Annotated in this window: 17 protein-coding genes; 5 read left to right on the top strand and 12 right to left on the bottom strand. The window is 61.3% G+C overall.

The annotated features are described in order from the left end of the window. Window positions 1-119: 119 nt before the first annotated feature. The 3 genes from GOX53_RS04505 to GOX53_RS04495 all read right to left on the bottom strand — a co-directional run bounded on the left by GOX53_RS04505 (window position 120) and on the right by GOX53_RS04495 (window position 2,570). On the bottom strand, window positions 120-494 hold the full coding sequence (locus GOX53_RS04505) for a DUF6497 family protein (protein WP_371810251.1): 375 nt from the start codon (window positions 492-494) through the stop codon (window positions 120-122). Window positions 495-595: 101 nt separating this feature from the next. Then, entirely contained in the window at window positions 596-994 is a 399-nt protein-coding gene (locus GOX53_RS04500; protein ID WP_171173821.1) for a cupin domain-containing protein, read from the bottom strand. 43 nt (window positions 995-1,037) lie between these two features. Continuing rightward, window positions 1,038-2,570 carry an acyl-CoA carboxylase subunit beta gene (locus GOX53_RS04495; protein ID WP_171173819.1) on the bottom strand — a complete coding sequence of 511 codons (1,533 nt, stop codon included), beginning with the start codon at window positions 2,568-2,570 and terminating at the stop codon, window positions 1,038-1,040. Window positions 2,571-2,752: 182 nt separating this feature from the next. Between GOX53_RS04495 and GOX53_RS04490 the strand changes: the two genes are divergently transcribed. Next, complete coding sequence (locus tag GOX53_RS04490) at window positions 2,753-3,958, top strand: multidrug effflux MFS transporter (protein WP_171173817.1); 1,206 nt, start codon at window positions 2,753-2,755, stop codon at window positions 3,956-3,958. A gap of 8 nt (window positions 3,959-3,966) precedes the next feature. On the opposite strand, the gene GOX53_RS04485 is transcribed toward GOX53_RS04490, so the two are convergent. Next, window positions 3,967-4,815: a LysR family transcriptional regulator gene (locus tag GOX53_RS04485; RefSeq protein ID WP_171173815.1), complete on the bottom strand. Its 849-nt coding sequence runs from the start codon at window positions 4,813-4,815 to the stop codon at window positions 3,967-3,969. Between the two features lie 97 nt (window positions 4,816-4,912). On the opposite strand from GOX53_RS04485, the gene GOX53_RS04480 reads away from it, so the two are divergent. Together GOX53_RS04480 and GOX53_RS04475 are read left to right on the top strand one after the other, a co-directional pair. After that, a complete protein-coding gene (locus GOX53_RS04480) occupies window positions 4,913-5,200 on the top strand; it encodes a YciI family protein (protein ID WP_171173812.1) in 288 nt (95 codons plus the stop codon). Between the two features lie 63 nt (window positions 5,201-5,263). After that, window positions 5,264-6,658, top strand: a complete 1,395-nt coding sequence (locus tag GOX53_RS04475; RefSeq protein ID WP_171173810.1) for a short-chain fatty acyl-CoA regulator family protein — start codon at window positions 5,264-5,266, stop codon at window positions 6,656-6,658. Between the two features lie 84 nt (window positions 6,659-6,742). Here the strand turns inward: GOX53_RS04475 and GOX53_RS04470 are convergent, their stop codons facing one another. The 4 genes from GOX53_RS04470 to GOX53_RS04455 form a co-directional block, all read right to left on the bottom strand. Then, window positions 6,743-6,982 carry a YdcH family protein gene (locus tag GOX53_RS04470; protein WP_171173808.1) on the bottom strand — a complete coding sequence of 80 codons (240 nt, stop codon included), beginning with the start codon at window positions 6,980-6,982 and terminating at the stop codon, window positions 6,743-6,745. A gap of 100 nt (window positions 6,983-7,082) precedes the next feature. Then, entirely contained in the window at window positions 7,083-7,736 is a 654-nt protein-coding gene (locus GOX53_RS04465) for a thermonuclease family protein (RefSeq protein ID WP_171173807.1), read from the bottom strand. A 54-nt stretch (window positions 7,737-7,790) separates the two neighbouring features. Then, window positions 7,791-9,449 (bottom strand): choline dehydrogenase, encoded by a 1,659-nt coding sequence (gene betA, locus GOX53_RS04460; RefSeq protein WP_171173805.1) that lies wholly within the window; start codon window positions 9,447-9,449, stop codon window positions 7,791-7,793. A gap of 60 nt (window positions 9,450-9,509) precedes the next feature. After that, window positions 9,510-10,706 (bottom strand): BCCT family transporter, encoded by a 1,197-nt coding sequence (locus tag GOX53_RS04455; protein ID WP_171174024.1) that lies wholly within the window; start codon window positions 10,704-10,706, stop codon window positions 9,510-9,512. A gap of 174 nt (window positions 10,707-10,880) precedes the next feature. Here GOX53_RS04455 and betI (GOX53_RS04450) point away from each other — a divergent pair, with 174 nt between their 5' ends. Continuing rightward, entirely contained in the window at window positions 10,881-11,480 is a 600-nt protein-coding gene (gene betI / locus GOX53_RS04450) for a transcriptional regulator BetI (RefSeq protein WP_171173803.1), read from the top strand. Here the strand turns inward: betI (GOX53_RS04450) and betC are convergent. The 4 genes from betC to GOX53_RS04430 form a co-directional block, all read right to left on the bottom strand. Next, window positions 11,462-12,970, bottom strand: coding sequence for a choline-sulfatase (betC, locus tag GOX53_RS04445; protein ID WP_171173800.1), 1,509 nt, complete (start codon window positions 12,968-12,970; stop codon window positions 11,462-11,464). The genes betI (GOX53_RS04450) and betC overlap by 19 nt on opposite strands. Then, entirely contained in the window at window positions 12,967-13,539 is a 573-nt protein-coding gene (betI, locus tag GOX53_RS04440) for a transcriptional regulator BetI (protein WP_171173798.1), read from the bottom strand. Before betI (GOX53_RS04440) ends, betC begins: the two co-directional genes overlap by 4 nt. Before the next feature lie 103 nt (window positions 13,540-13,642). Further along, window positions 13,643-14,551, bottom strand: coding sequence for a DMT family transporter (locus GOX53_RS04435; protein ID WP_171173795.1), 909 nt, complete (start codon window positions 14,549-14,551; stop codon window positions 13,643-13,645). 40 nt (window positions 14,552-14,591) lie between these two features. Next, window positions 14,592-15,191: a LysE/ArgO family amino acid transporter gene (locus GOX53_RS04430; RefSeq protein WP_171173793.1), complete on the bottom strand. Its 600-nt coding sequence runs from the start codon at window positions 15,189-15,191 to the stop codon at window positions 14,592-14,594. Window positions 15,192-15,278: 87 nt separating this feature from the next. On the opposite strand from GOX53_RS04430, the gene GOX53_RS04425 reads away from it, so the two are divergent. Beyond that, window positions 15,279-16,163: a LysR family transcriptional regulator ArgP gene (locus tag GOX53_RS04425; protein WP_171173791.1), complete on the top strand. Its 885-nt coding sequence runs from the start codon at window positions 15,279-15,281 to the stop codon at window positions 16,161-16,163. Window positions 16,164-16,170 lie beyond the last annotated feature (7 nt).

Below are 16,170 nucleotides of genomic sequence, written 5' to 3'. Positions count from 1 at the left end.
GACCATAGCCGATGCTTTATCGGAAATACATCCAAAGGTGTTCAGTTTCATGGCTTGTGACTCCAAAGCCTCAGAAGTTCGCAGAATGGGCGGGAAAACCGCAATATATTGTGGCATTCTCAGAACTCCTCCCAGATACAGCGGGTATTCTCCAGCCGATAGGCCTCAAAGAACTGGGTGGCCTCGGGGTCCGATCGGCCAAATTCCACCGATCGGTCCGAAAGGGAAACGATGACCCGCGCAGGGTCGAGCGCATGTTTGGCGACGTACGGGATCACCAGGGTCTGGCACAGATGGTTCATGTCGATAGCAGCCACGTCATAGCCGATTCGACCCACCGTCGAGCCGATCCGCGGAGCGATGAAGCGGAAACGAACCCACAACTCTCCCGGATTGTTGTCGAGCAGAACATTCTCCAACTGCACCGGCTGTCCCGACGGAACCGGTAGCGAGGCCTCGGCGGCGGCCGTGGATGCAAAAGCCGAAAACAGCACAGCGTATCCGCAGCCCCGACCCCACCATTGGCGGGCTCCTCCCGCCGGGGCTGCTTGCGCTACGCATGCGGCGTGCGCTGTTTCATTTCGGCTCGCGCGGATCATGGGGCAGGTTCGTCCCTTGTGTCAAACTGAGCGGGCGCCGTGATTTCGATCAGTTCCATATCGTCCGAATGCCGGACCTCGCGGTGCCTGATGCCCGGAGGCTGAAGGACGCAGGAACCCGCCCGCAGGGTATGTTCACCCTGCCCTTCATATTCAAAGACGACCCAGCCCTTGGTGACATAGACCATCTGGAACTCCAGATCATGGCTGTGCCATGCGCCCGGGCTTTCCATCCCCGGAACCGCGCGGATGACATGGGCACCGAACTTGCCTTGGGTGGCGTCCTTGATGCCCAGATCCCGGTACTCGAAGAATGCACGCAGGCCCTGGCCGACGGGGGGAGAGTCGTCGGCGTGGGAGATGGAGAAGGCTTGGTTTTTCCAGAGTTGGGTCATCTGTCATCTTTCGTAGGATGGGGTTTCACCCCATCCCACAGCCTCACAACGGAATATTGTCGTGCTTCTTCCACGGGTTCTTCAGCGACTTGCCCCGCAGCGAGGCAAAGGCACGTGATACCCGGCGTCGTGTCGAGTGCGGCATGATCACCTCATCGATGAAGCCGCGTTCGGCCGCCACGAAGGGGTTGGCGAAGCGGTCTTCGTAGTCCTTGGTATGGGCGGCGATCTTTTCCGCGTCGCCCAGATCGGCGCGATGGATGATCTCGGTCGCCCCCTTGGCGCCCATCACCGCAATCTCGGCGGTGGGCCAGGCATAGTTGAAATCGCCACGCAGGTGCTTGGACGCCATCACATCATAGGCACCGCCATAGGCCTTGCGGGTGATCACCGTCACCTTCGGCACCGTCGCCTCACCATAGGCAAAGAGCAGCTTGGCCCCGTGCTTGATGACGCCGCCATACTCTTGGCTTGTCCCCGGCAGGAAGCCCGGCACGTCGACCAGCGTCAGGATCGGAATTTCGAAACAGTCGCAGAAGCGCACGAAACGGGCGGCCTTGCGGCTCGAGTCGATGTCCAGACACCCCGCCAGCACCATCGGCTGGTTGGCGACGACGCCCACGGTCTGGCCCTCGAGTCGGACGAACCCGGTGACGATATTCTTGGCAAAATCCTCCTGAATTTCGTAGAAATCGCCCTCATCCGCCACTTTGACGATGAGTTCCTTCATATCATAGGGCGTGTTCGGGTTTTCCGGCACCAGCGTGTCCAGCGAGGCCTCGACCCGCCCCGGCTCGTCAAAGAACGGGCGCACGGGCGGCTTTTCGCGGTTGTTGAGCGGCAGGAAGTCCACCAGACGCCGCACCTCGGCGAGCGCCTCGACGTCGTTCTCGAAAGCACCATCGGCGACCGAGGATTTTCTGGTGTGGGTCGAAGCTCCGCCCAGTTCCTCGGCGGTTACCACCTCATTGGTCACGGTCTTCACGACGTCGGGACCGGTCACGAACATGTATGAGGTATCTTTGACCATGAAGATGAAGTCGGTCATCGCCGGAGAGTAAACTGCGCCACCCGCGCAGGGGCCCATGATCACGCTGATCTGCGGCACTACGCCCGAGGCCATGATGTTGCGCTGGAACACCTCGGCATAGCCCGCCAGCGAGGCGACGCCTTCCTGGATTCGCGCCCCACCCGAGTCGTTGATGCCAATCACCGGCGCGCCGTTCTGCACCGCCATATCCATGATCTTGCAGATTTTCTGCGCGTGGGTTTCCGACAGCGAGCCGCCGAACACGGTAAAATCCTGCGAGAACACATAGACCATGCGGCCATTGATCGTGCCCCAACCGGTGACCACGCCATCGCCCGCAGGCTTTTGATTTTCCATCCCGAAATCGGTGCAGCGGTGCGACACGAACATGTCGAACTCTTCAAAGCTGTCCTCGTCCAGCAGCAGTTCGATCCGCTCGCGCGCCGTCAGTTTGCCCCGGGTGTGCTGCGCGTCGATCCGTCTCTGCCCGCCCCCCAGCCGCGCGGCCTCGCGGCGGTCTTCAAGCTCGGAAAGGATGTCTTTCATGGCGATTATCCTCTTTGAAATCTGGCCGGACCATATAGTCTGCGGGGCGCGCACCAAAGACTTATTCGGCAAATTTGCAAATCATTGGCAACACTACGTCCGCTAAATGCAAATTTGCTAATTAACACCTTAACTCACGACCCGGCATGGACAGCCCATACCGGGCCGCCTAGATGCAAACCATGCAGTTCAGTTCCGCCCAACGGCACCGCAGTCCGCCTACCGTCGCCACCCTGATTTTACTGTCGGGTCTGTCGGCCTTAGGCATGAACATATTCCTGCCCAGCCTGCCCAACATGGCCACGTATTTTCAGACCGATTACCGGGTGATGCAACTCACCGTAGCGCTGTATCTGGCGGTCAATGCGATGATGCAGATCGTGATCGGACCGCTGGCGGACAAGGCCGGGCGCAGGCCCGTCATCCTATGGGGGCTGGTGCTGTTCCTGCTGGCGACATTGGGCTGTATCTACGCACCCACCGCCGAGATATTCCTGTTCTTCCGCATGTGTCAGGCGGTGATCGCCGTCGGCATCGTGCTGAGCCGGGCCGCTGTGCGCGACATGTATGAACAGGACCAGGCCGCCTCGATGCTGGGTTACGTCACCATGGGCATGGCGGTGGTACCGATGATCGGCCCCGCAATCGGCGGCCTGCTGGATCAGAGCTTTGGCTGGCAGGCCAACTTCTGGCTGCTTTTTGCGCTTGGGGCGATGGCCTTCTTTCTGGTCTATTCCGATTTCGGGGAAACCGCGCTTAAAAGCGGCAAGAGCCTGATTGCCCAGTTCCGCGAATACCCCGAGCTTCTGACGTCGCCCCGGTTCTGGGGCTACTCGTTGGCCTGCGGCTTTTGCTCGGGCGCGTTCTTTGCCTATCTCGGCGGAGCCCCTTTCGTGGGCACGCACGTCTTCGGCATGGACCCGGCCGAGGTCGGGTTCTATTTCGGCGCCCCGGCCATCGGCTATTTCTTCGGCAACTTCATCAGCGGCCGCTTCTCGGTTCGCATCGGTGTGAACAGGATGGTGCTTTGGGGCTGCTGGCTGAACGCCATCGGCGTGGCCCTGTCGCTGCTGGTGATGCTGGCAGGTCTGGGATCGGCGTTGACCTTCTTCGGGTTCATGACCTTCGTCGGCCTCGGCAACGGCATGGCCATCCCCAATGCCACCGCGGGTTCACTCTCGGTGCGTCCACATCTGGCCGGAACCGCCTCAGGTCTGAACGGAGCGATCATGCTGGGCGGTGGCGCCGCGCTGAGCGCATTGGCCGGTGCCCTGTTGACCCCCGGCACCGGCGCGCTGCCGCTTCTGTGGCTGATGCTGGTCACCTCGATCCTCGGCGTTCTGGCAATTCAGGTGGTGATCTGGCGGGAACGGCAACTGGGTCTTTAGCACTCGGCTCAGAGGCGGAATATCCGGTCGATCCAATCGACTGTCACCCGTATCCGATCGAGTTCCCGCAACTCACGCCGCACCAGAACCCAGATTTCCCGGCTGGGCAGCCGGGCAAACGGAAACGGCACCTCCCTCAATCGCTGATCCGCCGAGCCAATGATCCGAGGTAAAAGCGTCTTTCCATAACCAGCCAGAAGCGCCTGGTACAACGTCTCCGCATCGTTGAAGCTGGCGGCAAATGCACGCTCACCGGTCGTCTCGGACGCCGACGCGAGTGCCGCCGCGTGGGTCAGATACTGCATGCGCCGGTCATAGTTGAGCCATGGGGCATCGTCCGCAGCGCTCCGCCCGACATAGGCCCCATAAGCCAGATCACCAAGCTTGCGCGCCAATATCCCCTGCCCGCCCTCGCCGGGACGGGCCAGACGCAGCGCAATGTCCGCCTCTCCCTGCAGCAGGCTCAGGTCCCGCGCCTCCGAGATCAATTCTACCCGCAATCCCGCTGAACGAGAGAGCAGATCCGGCAGGTTGGGCAACAGGACATGGTTCACCACCAATGGCACTGAGGTCACGCGCACCGTTCCCAAATGCATTACGGGGTCGGCCTTTGCCTGCGCCTGCACCGCCTGCACCTCGGCCTGCATGGCCTCAGCGTGACGCATGAGCGAGCGGCCGAACTCCGTCAGGATCAGACCGGTCGCGCTTTTTTCGACCACCGGCTGGGACAGGCTCTGCTCCAGCGCGCGTAGACGACGCGATACGGTGGTCTTGTCCACGCCAACCAACCGCGCCGCCCCTTTGAGGCTGCCGGCCTGCGCCACGGCCAGTAGATATCGCAGATCGTTCCAGTTCATGACTGCGATTTTGCAGCTAGGCGAGGCGGTTTTCTACCCTATGCAGCAGAAACACATCCAGAAACGATAAGAGTGCAGCAATCCGAAAGGACAGATCATGCTCTTTTGCGTTCTCTTCCTGGACAACCCGGGCAAGGACCATCTACGTCAGGACCACATGGCCGACCATCTTGCCTATCTCGACACGCTCGGTTCCACAATCGCGGGTGCCGGGCCCTTGTTCGAAGGTACTTCGGGTCACGGCGGTATGTGGTTGGTTCAGGCCGACAGTGCCGCCGAGGCGCAAAACCTTGTCGAACGCGATCCCTTCTGGCCCACAGGCCTGCGCCAATCGGTGAGCATCCTGGAATGGCGGCAGGTATTCCGGGATGGCCAGCGCACGTGACCGCTTGCACCGCGCAGTTTGCAAAGTTAGCTTTTGCGGTAGGTAAAACTGCAAAGAACTCCCATGGCCACCCAGAAACTCTATGCCGGCGCCAAGCTGCGCGAAATCCGCAACCGCCTGACGCTGACGCAAAAGGATTTCGCCGCCAAGCTGGGCGTCTCCCTTCCTTACCTCAATCAAATGGAGAACAACAACCGCCCAGTCTCGACCACCGTGGTACTGGCGCTGGCGCAGGAGTTTGGGCTGGACGTCACCGAGCTTAGCACCGGCGACAGCGAGCGGCTGGTCTCGGACATGCGCGAGGCGCTGGCCGACCCGATCTTTGCCGATGCCATGCCACCGCTCGCCGATCTGCGTCTGACCGCCTCGAACGCGCCTGCGCTGGCGCGAGCCTTCATCGAACTGCACCGCAACTACCGCCAGACCCATGAACGGCTGGCCTCATTGGACGAGGCGCTGGGGCGTGAGGATGCGCGTATTCAGGCCAGCCCGTGGGAAGAGGTCCGTGACTTCTTCCACTATTGCGACAACTATATCGACGCGGTGGACCACGCCGCCGAACGGTTCGCGGCGCAGGCGCAGGGCGATATCCGCACCGCCGCCATGGAGCGGCTAGCCGCCCGGGGCATTTCTGTGGAACTGGCCGATATCGAGGCGCTGCGCCGTTACGACGCCTCCAGCAAGACCCTGCAGTTATCTTCCCGCTCAGCCCCACAGACACAGGTCTTTCAGCTGCTCTTGCAGGTGGCGCTGCTCAGCCAGGATCAATTGCTGGAGGCGACACTGGATTTCGCCCGGTTCCAGAGCGACGAAGCGCGTTCCATTGCCAAAATCGGGCTGGCCAATTATTTCGCCGGGGCGGCGCTGATGCCTTATGGCACCTTCTTGACCGCCGCGCAGGACTGCCGCCACGACCTTGAATTGCTCAGCGCTCGTTTCGGCGCCTCGATCGAGCAGGTGGCCCACCGGCTCTCGACCCTGCAACGGCCCGGCGCCAAGGGCATCCCGTTCTTCTTCGTCCGCGTCGATCAGGCAGGCACGATCACAAAGCGCCACTCGGCCACGCGCCTGCAATTTGCCCGTTTCGGAGGCGCCTGCCCGCTCTGGAACGTGCACCGCGCCTTTGAGACCCCGGGCCACTTCTTGCGGCAACTGGCCGAAACCCCCGATGGCGTCCGCTATATCTCGCTGGCGCGCGACGTGTCGAAACCCGGCGGCTCATTCGGCGCCCCGGTGCGTCGCTACGCCATCGCACTTGGGTGCGAGGTGCGCCACGCCGACGCACTGGTCTATGCCGACAACATGGACGTCAACAATGCCAGCGCCTACGAGCCCATAGGCATCTCGTGCCGCATCTGCGAGCGCAAGACCTGCCACCAGCGCTCGGTCCCGCCGCTGGAACGCCGCCTGACCATCAACGCCGATGAACGCGGAACACTTCCCTATGAGGTCAACTGATCTTCTTCTGTTTACAAATATCCCGGGGGAGTCGTGGCTCTGCCACGACGGGGGCAGCGCCCCCATACCCGGTCAACATCAGACTTAAGCCTTCGACAGAATCCCCCAGATCTCATCCTTCAGCGCTGCACGCTTCTTGCGCAGATCAACCTCGGCCAGATCCTCCATCGGCTCCACATTGGTTTCGGCCCGGTGCACGGCGCGGTTTATCTCGTGATACTCGTCCGCCAGCCGAGAGAAATGCGCGTCGGTCTGCTTGAGCTGGCTCATCACCTCGATCTTGTCGGGAAACTCTTCGGCCAGTTCGTGCGGGGTATGGGACATGCCTGTTCGCTCCTTGTCTGTTGCTACGAATACAGACTAAAAGCACACCCTCTGCCCCACTTTGACGCCGATCAAGTCCGGCCTGAACGGCGTACATGAATCACGATCGGGCGCGCCTCCATCCGGCTTTTCTTGCCGCCGCAGCGCTGCAAAACCAGCGCTCTCCCTTGCTTTCGTTGATCCGGGTCCGCGCATAGAATTTCTGGCCGGGCAGGTGATAGATTTTCTCACCTCTTGCCGAGATGTTGCCCTTGATCTTGCAATCGGAACCCGGCTGCGCCGCCTTGCTCATCGACCTGAACAGCCACGGCGCCTGTACTTTTCCCGCGTGCAATCCCGCCCGGGCGGCGACGGCTGCTCTTTCCTGCGGCACATACACAGTTGCGTATTTTCTGTAGGCAAAGGCCAGACCCCGCGCGACCAGTATCTGACCGGCATCCGCACCCTCCACAAGACAACGGGCAACCGCCCGCCGATACCGATCGCGATCCAACACCCGGCAGCGCGCCTTCTCATCCTGATAGAGGTCACGCACCTGATTCGTGACCCAAACTCCGCAGGACCAATGCGCGCCGTCGTCGCTTTGGCAGGTTTGATCGAGTTCCGGTGCGTCGATCCCGTGCAGGCGCACCCTGATGCCCCCGACATCCCATGTATCCGCATCAACGACACGAACGGGCCCGGACAGAATCTCTGCCGCCTCAACGGCCATCGGCAGAAGAGTAAGAACAAATACGAAACAAATCCTTAACATGCCCCGGATATGCGCCGGGAAACCGGCGCATTCAACAGGCGGAGTTAAGAAAGGTTAACGCTGTGCCGTTTTCCACTCAGGATGAATCCACGGCCGATCATTCGCGCGTGGCAGAGGGTCCCGACCCAGCAGGTGATCCGAGACCTTCTCGCCCACCATGATCGACGGCGCATTCAGGTTACCGTTGGTGATCTGCGGAAAGATGGAGCTGTCGGCAACGCGCAACCCATCCACGCCGATGACCCGGCTTTCGGAATCGACCACCGCATCGGGATCATCCGCACGACCCATCCGGCAGGTGCCGCAGGGGTGATATGCGCTCTCGGCGTGTTCGGAGATAAACGTATTCAGTTCGTCGTCGGACTGCACATCCGCACCGGGCTGAATTTCGTGACCCGCAAAGGGTTTGAAGGCATCCTGCCCAAAGATCTCGCGGGTCAGGCGGATGCAGGTCCGGAATTCTTTCCAGTCCTGCTCGTGACTCATGTAGTTGAAGCGGATCACCGGAGCATCCGTGGGCGAGGCCGACCGCAGCGTGACCGCACCCCGCGAGGGCGACCGCATTGGTCCCACATGCGCCTGGAACCCATGGCCTTCGGCGGCGGCCTGTCCGTCGTAGCGGACCGCGATGGGCAGGAAATGATACTGGATGTCCGGGTACTCGATACCGGGCCGCGAGCGAATGAACGCCGCGCTTTCGAACTGGTTCGACGCGCCCAGACCGGTCTTGGTGAACAGCCACTGCGCACCAATGATGCCCTTGCCGATCAGGTTCCAGTATTTATAAAGCGTAATGGGCTGGATCGCCTTCTGCTGGATGTACAGCTCAAGGTGGTCCTGAAGGTTCGCACCAACACCAGGGCGGTCCGCCACCACGTCGATGCCGTGTTCGGCCAGATGCGCGGCAGCACCGATCCCCGACAGCATCAACAACTTGGGCGAATTGATCGACGAAGCGGCCACAACCACCTCACGCCGGGCCCGGATCACCTGCTTTTGCCCACTCCGGATCAGTTCAACGCCGACCGCACGACCCTCCTCGATCACAATGCGCGAGGCCAGCCCGCGCACCAGATCGCAGTTTTCGCGCCTCAGCGCTGGTTTGAGGTAAGCGTTCGCCGCGGACCAGCGCCGCCCTTTCCAGACGGTCTGCTCCATTGGGCCAAAGCCCTCCTGCTTTTTGCCGTTGTAATCGCCGGTGACCTCATAGCCCGCCTGACGCCCGGCCTCGACAAACGCCTTGAACAGCGGGTTCGAGCGCGGCCCGCGCGTAACATGCAGCGGCCCGGAATTGCCCCGCCAGGTGGGATCGCCGCCATGACCGCCGTCATGCCAGGTCTCCATCCGCTTGAAATAGGGCAGCACATCCGAGAAGGCCCAGCCATCTGCGCCCATCTCGGCCCAGGTGTCGAAATCCCGCGCGTGGCCACGCACATAGACCATGCCGTTGATCGAGGACGACCCGCCGATCACCTTGCCACGCGGACAGGCCAGACGCCGGTTGTTCAGATGCGGTTCCGGCTCGGACTGGTATCCCCAGTCGTAGCGCGACATGTTCATCGGATAGCTGAGCGCCGCAGGCATCTGAATGAATGGCCCCGCATCGGTGCCTCCATGTTCGATGACCAGAACGGATGCCCCGGCCTCGCTCAACCGGTACGCCATTGCGCACCCGGCCGAGCCTGCACCAACAATGACAAAATCCGCTTCCATGTCCGCCTCTTGATTTCAGTCAAGCCGCGCGCGGATCTCCACGCGCGGCATGTTTTGGGTTCAGTGCACCTGTTCGACCTTGTGGAAGTCGAGGTTGCGATCTTCGGGTGAGGACGCGATGCTCAGAACCTCGGTCCGTTTGAGCAGCGCTATGTAAAGCACGCAGGCCAGATACAGGCCTATCACGATGGCACCGATCCACTGGATTTGCAGCCACTGGCTCTGAAACAGCAATGTCAGGCCAAAGAGCACCGCAACGTTCAGCGCCACATAAGGGGCCTTGCCCAGCCGGTCGACCGTGAGCGACAGGTTGTCGGTGTAAAGACGGATCAGCGAGTCCAGCGAGTTGATCACGAAGGTCACGCCCACGATGATCATCGCCAGGTTCACCAGACCCTCGGTCGGGATGGCCGCGGTGTGATAGTGGTACAGAACCGAGAACCAGATCCCCAGCGGGATCGAGGGGAACACCAGCAGTGCCAGCAGCAGTTGCCAGGTTTTCAGGCCCCCGACAAAACGCGACGTGAACTGACCGATCATGATCGACCACGCAAACCACCAGAACAGGTAGAAGGCGTGATAATCCGTGAGAGGCAGGGCGAACTTGTGCAGGTTCGCAAAGTAGTCACCCAACAGCGCAACGTTCGAGCCCAGCCCGCCAACACCCATGCCGGAATAGGCCCACATACCCAGGATCAGCGCAAAGAACAGCAACGACGATCCGACGGACAGCACCCGGACATATTTCAGGTCGGTCGAGCTGTAGGCTGCCGCCAGAATGGTGACGAAGACGATCAGGTAGAAGGTGGTCACCACCGTCTCGCCATCGCCGATTTCGGGGATGTAGCCGGGCAGGTAGATCAGGAACAGGCTGGCGGTGAACGCGCAGGTGCCGATGATGACGATGTTGTTGACGATCTTGACCAGCGGGATCTCGAAAAAGCCGACGCGCGGCTCGATCACGCAGAAATAGAACGTGGTCAGGAAATAGAAGCCCCAGATCAGAAAGCCCCAGAACCCGAACTCGATCGCCAGCGGGTTGGCAAAGCTGTACGCGGCGTCCTCGGCATACCCGCCGAACTCAGCCAGCGGAAACATGATCAGACCAACATCCAGGCCCGAGGTGAACAGAATGGCGATGAAGGTGAACAAATGGACGGGCGTGACACCGACGCAATCCACGTTGCGCCACCTGATGGTGAAGAAAATTACCAGCGCAAAGGCCAGCAATATCCCGAATGTCAGGATCATGTTCAGCAATTTCATCCCTCCCAAGGTCTTGTATTTGCCCCCACGGGCTGTTCCACACGGGGGATGGGAACGGTAATTAGCAGGATTTTCTGATTGTCGGAACCATTTTTTAAATGACTATTCAAGTTTTGATTTTTTCTATCGCTTTCATTCACCTACGCGCTTTGCCAATATGGGCGCATGACACGCAGACGCATTCGCGACATACGGAACGACGAACTCATCGAAGCCGCGATTGAGGCGATTCATCAGAAGGGATTCGTGACTGTCACAATGGCCGAGATTGCGCGGACTGCCGGGGCGTCTGCCGCGTCGATCAACTACTATTTCGGTTCAAAAGATCAGCTGATGGAAAAAACCATGCGCCGGCTGATGTCGCTATTGCGCGCGCGTCTGATGGCGCATCTGAGCGGGTCCGAGACTCCGCGCGACCGTCTGCTTGCCATCATCGACGCGAACTTCGACGATCAGCTGCTGACCGCCCAGCAATGTTCGGTCTGGGTTCAGTTTTGGGCCAACGCGCCTTACGCCCCTCGTCTGGCGCGCCTGCATCGTATCAACCAGCGCCGGGTGGCCAGCCACCTGCGTCACGAGCTTCGGCAACTGGTCGAGCCCGCTCGCCAATCCGCCCTGCGCGCCTCGATCCAGGCCTATATGGACGGCGTATGGATTGAACTGGCGCAAAGGGCCGGGCCGGTGGATGCCGGACACGCGCGCCAGGCAGCGCGCGAGGTGATTCTAACCTTGTTGGACGGACACGGTCACTCGCCGCGCGGATAGCGCTGGTTTTCCTCAACGGTGTTCAGGTCCATGTGGTTGCGCATGTAACGCTCGGACGCCTTTTGCAGCGGCTGGTAGTCCCAGGGGTAATAGCCGCCCTGGCGCAACGCCTCGTAGACCACCCAGCGGCGGGCCTGGCTGGCACGCACTTCCGCGTCGAACTTCTCAAGATCCCAGCGGGCCTCGGATTTTGCCCTGAGTGTTTGCAGCGTGACCTGATGCTCGGGCCTGTCCGCCAGGTTCTTTAACTCGTGCGGATCGGTTTCAAGGTCAAAGAGCTGATCGGGGTCCAGAACGCAGCGGCTGTATTTCCACTTGCCGTAGCGCAGCGAGACCAGCGGCGCATAAGATGCTTCGGCGGCGTATTCCATCGCCACCGGGCTGGTGCGCTCTTCGCCTCTGGCCAGCGGCGACAGGTCCTCACCATCGGTCCACGGGGCAAGCTCGTCCATCGGCACACCCGCCAGCACCCCTAGCGTCGGGGTCACATCCAGCGTCGAGACCGGCGTGTCGATCCGGCCCGCAGGCAGATCAGGGGCCGAAATCATCAGCGGCACCCGCGCCGAGCCTTCGTAGAAGTTCATCTTGAACCACAGGCCCCGCTCGCCCAGCATGTCGCCATGGTCCGAGACAAAGAGGATGATCGCCTCTTGCCGCGTGGTTTCCAGCACCTCCATGATCTCACCAACCTTGTCGTCGAGATACGAGATGTTGGCGAAATAGGCGCGACGGGATTTGCGGATGTCCACTTCGGTGATGTCGAAACTGCGCCAGTCATTGGCGTCGAAGATGCGCTTGGCGTGCGGGTCCTGATTGTCGTAACCAAGGTCCGCCACTTCGGGCAGCAGATGCTCGCAATCCTCGTAGAGATCCCAGTATTTCCGGCGCGCGACATAGGGATCATGCGGGTGGGTGAAACTGACGGTCACACACCACGGGCGGTCATCATGACCGCGAGCCAGATCATAGAGCTTGGCCTTGGCGTTGTAGGCAACCTCGTCGTCATACTCCATCTGATTGGAGATTTCCGCCACACCCGCACCGGTGACCGATCCCATGTTGTGATACCACCAGTCGATCCGCTCGCCCGGCTTGCGGTAATCGGGGGTCCAGCCGAAATCGGCCGGGTAGATATCGGTGGTCAGCCGATCCTCGAACCCGTGCAACTGGTCAGGCCCCACGAAATGCATCTTTCCGGACAGGCAGGTGTAGTAGCCCGCCCGGCGCAGGTGATGCGCATAGGTGGGGATATCGCTGCGAAACTCGGCGGCGTTGTCATAAACGCCCGTGCGCGACGGCAGTTGACCGGACATGAAGCTTGCCCTCCCCGGCGCGCAGAGCGGCGAGGCTGTATAAGCATTGGCAAAGCGCGTCGAGCGCGCCGCCAATTTCTTCAGGTTCGGCGTGTGAAGCCATTCGGCGGGACCGTCGGGAAAGAGGGTTCCGTTAAGCTGATCCACCATCAGGATCAGAATGTTCGGCTTTGTCATTTTTCAGCCTCGATAAGGGTGTTGAGAACGCGCAGCGCATGATTGAGCGCTATTTCCGGTACTTCCGGCGCGCCGAGTGCCGCCTGAATGTAAAGCCCGTCGATCAGGGCCCGCATATTCTCGGCCAGCTCCACCGGGTCCGAGACGATGGGGCGCAACGCATAGATCAGGTTAGAGCGTAACCGGGACTGATAGATTTGCCACAGCCGCAGCGCATCATCGTTTTTTTGCGCCAGAACATAAAAGGTCATCCAAGCCGTGGTGACGTCCGGTGTGAAACAGGACTGCGCAAAGCAGGCCCGCACGATGGCATGCGCCCGGCTTTCGGTCGTGCATGTCTTGAGTTCGGCGCGCACTTCATCGCCGAATTCGGTCAGGATGTGGCGCATGGCCGCCAGAAAGATCTGCTCCTTGCCGCCGAAATAATGATGCGCCAGCGCGCTCGACATACCTGCCCGCTTGGCGATTTGACTGACGGTCACATCAAGCGTTTTTTTCACGCCAAGCTCTGCGATCGTTGCCTTGACGATCGCATCCCGCCGGATCGGCTCCATTCCGAGTTTCGGCATGTCGGGTTCCTCGAACAGACTGTTAGCGAAAACGCTAAGCCGTTTTTATTGACCCGTCAATCAATTACCTAATAGCTATGAGAACGCCCCAATGTGATTACATTCAGAGCTTGGGCGCGATGCTCGGAGGTGTCAGCGCCCGGCGTTTTAGCACCGCCTCGCGCCAAGTGATGAAGCTGACGGCACCCAAGATGATAGTGCCGCCGGTGACCACCCAGATGTCCACGCCTTCGTTGAACACCAACGCGCCCAGCAGCGTCGCCCAGATGAGTTGCAGGAAGGTCACCGGCTGGGTCACCGCAACCGGCGCGGCCTGCAGGGCCAGCGTCATGAAGTAATGCCCACCAGTGGCAAAACAGGCGACCAGAAACAACACCCCCAGATCGTGCAGACTGGGCGGGGTCCAGACCATTATCGCAAAGGGCGTCAGCGCCAGTGTCACCCAGCCTGACAGATGCGCGACCACCACGGCGGGGCTGACATCCTCGACCATCGCCTTGGCCAGCAGGTACGAGCCACCCAGCGTCAGCGAGGTACCGAGCATTGCCAGATGACCGGGCGAGACCTCGCGAAACCCGGGACGCAGGATGATGGCCGCACCGATCAAGGCCACCAGAACGGCAGCGATGCGGCGCGCGGCCAGTTTCTCGCCCAGGAACAGGGCCGCGCCAAGGGTGACATAAACCGGGGTCAGGTAGTTCATCGCCGTGACCTCGGCCAGCGGGATTTGGGTCATGGCAAAGAACCACAGCATCACGCCCACTGCGTGGATACCGCCGCGAATGCCGAACAGGGTCCAGTGGCGCCGGGTCAACCGCGCGTTCATGATCGCCCGCAGCGCGGGGATCAGGAACACCAGCCCCAGAAGATAGCGCAAGAACGCCGCCTGAATGGGATGCATCGACGACCCCATGGACTTGACCAGCGCCGTCATCATCACGAAAGACGCCCCCGCCGTCAGCATCCAGAACATGCCGGCAAGAGGGCGGGATTGGGCGGCGAGTGTCGTCATGAGACCGGTTGAACACCCAATTCACCGGCAGGGCAACCCTTCACATCGCAACAAGTTTCAAGGCAATGGCCCACATGGTCAGCCCAATCAGCGTATCCAGCACCTGCCACGCCCGTGGCCGGGCAAAAAGCGGCGCGATCAGACCTGCGCCGTACCCAAGCGAGAAGAAGAAGACAAAGCTCGAAAACATGGCGCCCAGCGCAAAGCTCAGCCGGTCGTCATATTGCGCCGAGATCGACCCGATCAGCACCACCGTGTCCAGATAGACATGCGGGTTGAGCCAGGTGAAGGCCAGCACCGTCACCAGTGCGGCACGCAGGCTGGTGCCCTGCCCGTTGCCCGCCTGCATCGCGGCCCCGCCAGTCCAGGCCGAGCGCAGGCTGCGCGCGCCATACCACAGCAGGAACGCGGCACCGCCATAGCGCATCACCGGCTCGAACCACGGCACCGCCCCGGCCAGCGCGCCGAAACCGGCCACGCCCGCCGCGATCAGCACTGCATCCGAGACGGCGCAGGTCAGGCACAGGGCAAAGACATGCTCGCGCCGAAGGCCCTGCCGCAAAACGAAGGCGTTCTGCGCGCCGATGGCCAGGATCAGGCTGAAACCCAGTGCAAAGCCGGGCACGAAGGAAGGGGACATGGGACCTCCTGATTGGTGTCCGGTTTGACTAAGGTAGCGGATCAGCTTTATCCAGTTAAAGATGTTAAGCCATATTAAGGATTGCTAATGCAGTTCGATCCTCATCACCTGTCCGCGCTTGCCACCATTTTGCGTCTGAGTAGTTTCGAAGCGGCCGCCGCCGAGCTTTCGGTGACCTCGTCGGCGATCTCGCAACGGATCAAGGCGCTAGAGGACCGGGTGGGCACCGCGCTCATCCATCGCGGCCCGCCCTGCACCGGAACACCCGCCGGGTTGCGGATTGCGAAACATGCCGAGGATGTGGGCCTGCTTGAGGCGCAGCTCAGCCGCGAGTTGGCTCTGGACCGGGGGACGGAACAGGTGCATCTGAGGATCGCGGTCAATGCAGACAGCCTGGCCACATGGTTCATCGCCGCTCTAGCGCAGGTTGAGGGGATCTTGTTCGATCTGGTGGTGGACGATCAGGATCACTCCGCCGAGTGGCTGCAACGGGGCGAGGTCAGCGCCGCGATCTGTGTCAGCGGCAAACCGGTGACAGGTTGCGATTCCATGCCACTGGGCACCCTGCGCTACATCGCAACGGCTAGCCCCGGCTTCATGCAGCGCTGGTTTCCGGATGGCATAACCCCACAGGCCGTGGCGCAGGCGCCCTGCCTGACCTTCAACACCAAGGACGGTCTGCAAAAGGCCTGGCTGACGGCCAACGTCGCACCCCGGATCGCGCCACCCAGCCATTTTCTGCCCTCGACCCAGGCCTTTGTCGACGCCGCCCGCTCCGGGCTGGGCTGGGGAATGAACCCCGAGGCGCTGGTGCGCCGCCCGATCCGCCGGGGGCATCTGCAACCGTTGATCCCGCGCACGCCGCTGGACGTGCCGCTGACCTGGCAGGTCAGCCGCATCATGGCCCCGGCCCTGACGCCCCTGACCCGAGCGGTGAAACAGGCGGCGGCCAGGGGCTTGATCCCCACCTGATCCCGCC

The organism is Ruegeria sp. HKCCD8929, assembly GCF_013031405.1.
GTDB lineage: Bacteria > Pseudomonadota > Alphaproteobacteria > Rhodobacterales > Rhodobacteraceae > Ruegeria.
The sequence above is the reverse complement of the archived record's forward strand: the minus strand, read 5'-3'. Positions and strand labels throughout refer to the sequence as shown.